Below are 3318 nucleotides of genomic sequence, written 5' to 3'. Positions count from 1 at the left end.
CTGCGCCACTTCGCCGTCGCCGGCACTTGGCATGCGCTCGACCGCATCTACGCCCTCGCTGGCCGTGACTTGAAGCCGGCTTGCATTGGCTGCGGCAAGCGGCGGCCTCTGGCCAGGTACGGCGGCCGCGTCGATCGAGACATCTTCGGCGGCGGTGAGCTCGTCCGCCTCGAGTGCCCAGCGTGCGACGCGGTGTTCGGCCCGCTTGGGGCCATCTACGCGCCGGACGCCTTCATCTCCGCAGATTACCGGCTCCTTTAGGCAAGCTACAGCGAAGCCGATTCGACCGAGGACGAGGTCCAGGCCTTTGAGGCGCTGCACCCGCGCCGCGACGGTGTTTACCTCAACTGGGGCGCCGGAGCCTGGAGTCGCTCGGTCGAGGTGCTTCGCGAGCGCGGCTACGACGTCTGGGGCTACGAGCCGCACGCCGCTGAGGCGAGGCCGCACATTGTCACCCGCCGCGAGGAGATCGGAGCCAAGTTCGACGGCATCTTCTCGAACAATGTCATCGAACACCTGCTCGACCCTGCGGCAGCCTTCACCGATATGGCCAGCTGACCGCGACGTCCTCAATCGAGTGATCCGTCGGCCGTTCACCATCGTCGTCGTAGACGACGCCGGTATCGCGGTGTCGGATCTCGGCAGTTCCGTGGGTTGCGACGCTCATCTCGAACGGCGACGCAGCAGAGTCGAAGCCGAGGCTTCGACCCGGCGGTGCCGCATTGTCGATCTGGCAGACACTGTCTTCCCCGCCCTCCCAAGGAGCGTTGAAACTGGGCGTCTATGGCAAAGGTTGCAATGAGCTGGCGGCTCGCCTCCGCACTACGAAATCCGCACCACCGTTCATCATGGGCGGCATAAGTAGGCCGGAGGTCGGTCCAGGTGGCGGCGGCACGCCATTGAGTTCACAAATGATCGCCCGAAGGTGATCGAACACGATGGCCGCCTGCGTGAACTCGTGCGGGCGCTCCCGTGCGCGACATCGTTGCGAAGCTCCACCAGGAGCTGGTGTGTTGCGGGCCAGTCGTCTGGAGCCGCCACAGGCTTGGGAGGCGGAGGGGTCACGAAGCCCGCCTCCACGGCAAATCTCAGGCGAGGGCCGAGGTTCACGATCTTCTCGTTGTCGATCCGCAGCTTCAGCGCAAAGTCGGCCCGAGAACGCCTGCGATTCCGCGAGCAGTGTCAGTTCATAGTCGAACCAGGCGTAGAGAAAGCAGTGCAAGGCGCGCTCGTACAGCCGCTCGACAAGCGGGGCTCCCACCGGCGGCAAAGCGAGGCGACTGACGTCGGCGTGGTGATCGGCGAAAGTGATCGGACGCAGCCCGTTCACCGGGTCATTGATCAGAAGATCCGGTAGCGGTCGTCGGGCTCCAAGGCCTCATTCAGCGTCTTCATCGGTCCCCTTGTCGCCAGTGGCGGCGCGCGACTGTCACGGCTTCGGCGCGATGGTCGCCAGGTAGGTGCGACAGCTGTCCTGGACGCGCTGCTGGAGATCGGTCACGCGTTCGACGAGCCAGGCGAGTTGCTCGGTGGTGATCTCGTACTGATCGGAGAACCGCGCCTCGACGTAGGCGCGTCGCAGAAGCTCCCAGCAGCGCTTCTCGAACCGATTGGCACGGGGCCAGGCCGGGATTAGTTCTGGCGCGACGCGCTCGGCCTGGCTGCGGAGGAAGTTCACGTTATGGGACTTGGTGGAGTAGAGGGTCTGGGTCAGCAAGGTACAGTGATAGAGGCGCTCGGCCGTTTGGTGCAGCATGAACGCTGCGTCGTTCAACTCGCCCTCCTGCAGCGCGAAGCGTGCGATCTTTAGCCCGCTGTTGCTCCTTGCGATCCCTTTTCTGAAGTTCGCCTGAGCTTCACGATACGCCTCGTCGGGCGAAAGCTTCGCAGGTTTTGCAAGTGGGTGGTCCGGCGTCTCCTGCAGGAGAATTCCTTCCCGGACGATCTCGGTAAAGAACGGTCGCCCGCGCGCGAGTTGTCGATTCACATCGGCCAGGGAGTGGACGATGAAATGCGCTGGCGCCGTGAGCGTGTGCGCGATGTCGAACGCCTGTTCCAAGTGGGCCTCGGCGTCCATCCAGTAGTCGGTGACGTCGGCGAAGTCGTCGTGGTTCACGACGACCAGAAGGTCGTAGTCCGATTTGTAGCCGCCGACCGGGTCGTCCACCCAGTCGCCACGGGCATAGCTCCCGAAGAGGATCACCTTCAGGATCCGCCCCTGTCCACGCTTCGAGGACTTGCCCTTCGTGGCCTCCTCGAACTCGCGGAAGAGCACCTCGAGGACCTGGGTCAGCTCGAGCCGCTTTCCTTCCGGCAGGTGTTCCAGGCTCGACTTCATGTCCGGGCTAATGCTGCGCTTGCCACGCTTTGATTCGAGTGAGCCTACCCCGGCGCGACATCAAGGGGATCCGTATGAGACAAGCGATTCGGGCTCGATTTTAGTTTATATCATCGCACTTTTGCAAATCTAGGCTTAGCTAAATGCCCATTGCTCAAACTAGACATCGGTTTAACGGCACACATAAAGTCAATCATGGCTATGCAGATGGAGGGAAAGCTAAACCAACTGCTGCGCCAGCTCCCGGAGGGACTGGTGGTCGACGCCGGCTGGATGGAGCGGCACTGCTACAGCCGCTCCCTGCGCAGTCAGTACGTCTCGGCCGGTTGGTTGGAGCAGCCCGCCAACCGCGTCTACCGGCGACCTCGCGGTGCGCTGAGCTGGGAGTTTGTGGTCATCTCCCTGCAGAACCTGCTGGAACTCCCCCTGGTGGTCGGGGGCCGCACCGCCCTGCAGGTGCAGGGCGCGAGTCACTACCTGGCGCAGGAGATGCGGGAGGTGCATCTCTACGGGCCCAGGCCGCCGCCCACCTGGCTCGCGAAACTGCCGCTCGACGTCGCCTTCCATCACCACAACAGCGCGCGCCTGTTCGCTGGCGAACCGACCGCCCGCGGCCTGACCAGCTTGGCCTTCGACCCCGACCGGCAGGCCGGCTGGAGCACGGATTCGATACATGGACTTCGGCAGATCACCTGGGGCAGCTGGAATTGGCCGATCACGGTGTCCACGCCGGAGCGCGCGTTGCTCGAACTGCTGGACGAACTCCCGGACCGCGAGAGCTTCCATCAGGCCGACAAGTTGGTGGAGGGGCTGTCCGGCCTCAGTCCCCGGCGGCTGACGAAGCTGCTGACCGACTGCCGGAGCGTGAAGGTGAAGCGCTTGTTCTTCTTCTTCGCCGACCGACATCAGCACGCGTGGCGCCGTCAGTTCAAGGCCGAGGCCTTCGACCTCGGCTCGGGCAATCGCGTTCTGGTGAAGGG

Annotated in this window: 3 protein-coding genes and 1 pseudogene; 3 read left to right on the top strand and 1 reads right to left on the bottom strand. The window is 63.9% G+C overall.

What is annotated here, in order from left to right; all coding sequences use genetic code 11:
* Positions 1 to 261: pseudogene (locus tag QZV94_RS24055) on the top strand (methyltransferase); the annotation flags it as partial.
* 54 nt (positions 262 to 315) lie between these two features.
* Positions 316 to 558, top strand: a complete 243-nt coding sequence (locus QZV94_RS24050) for a methyltransferase domain-containing protein (protein WP_367255274.1) — start codon at positions 316 to 318, stop codon at positions 556 to 558.
* Between the two features lie 871 nt (positions 559 to 1429).
* Here QZV94_RS24050 and QZV94_RS24045 read toward each other — a convergent pair.
* Positions 1430 to 2338 carry a HEPN domain-containing protein gene (locus tag QZV94_RS24045; RefSeq protein WP_293682857.1) on the bottom strand — a complete coding sequence of 303 codons (909 nt, stop codon included), beginning with the start codon at positions 2336 to 2338 and terminating at the stop codon, positions 1430 to 1432.
* Positions 2339 to 2533: 195 nt separating this feature from the next.
* Here QZV94_RS24045 and QZV94_RS24040 point away from each other — a divergent pair.
* Positions 2534 to 3318, top strand: a 785-nt coding sequence (locus QZV94_RS24040) for a type IV toxin-antitoxin system AbiEi family antitoxin domain-containing protein (protein ID WP_293682855.1), incomplete at its 3' end; no start/stop codon positions are given.

The organism is uncultured Phenylobacterium sp. (assembly GCF_902826855.1).
Taxonomy (GTDB): Bacteria; Pseudomonadota; Alphaproteobacteria; order Caulobacterales; family Caulobacteraceae; genus Phenylobacterium.
Note: the sequence above shows the minus strand (reverse complement) of the source record. Positions and strands in the feature narration are given on the sequence as shown.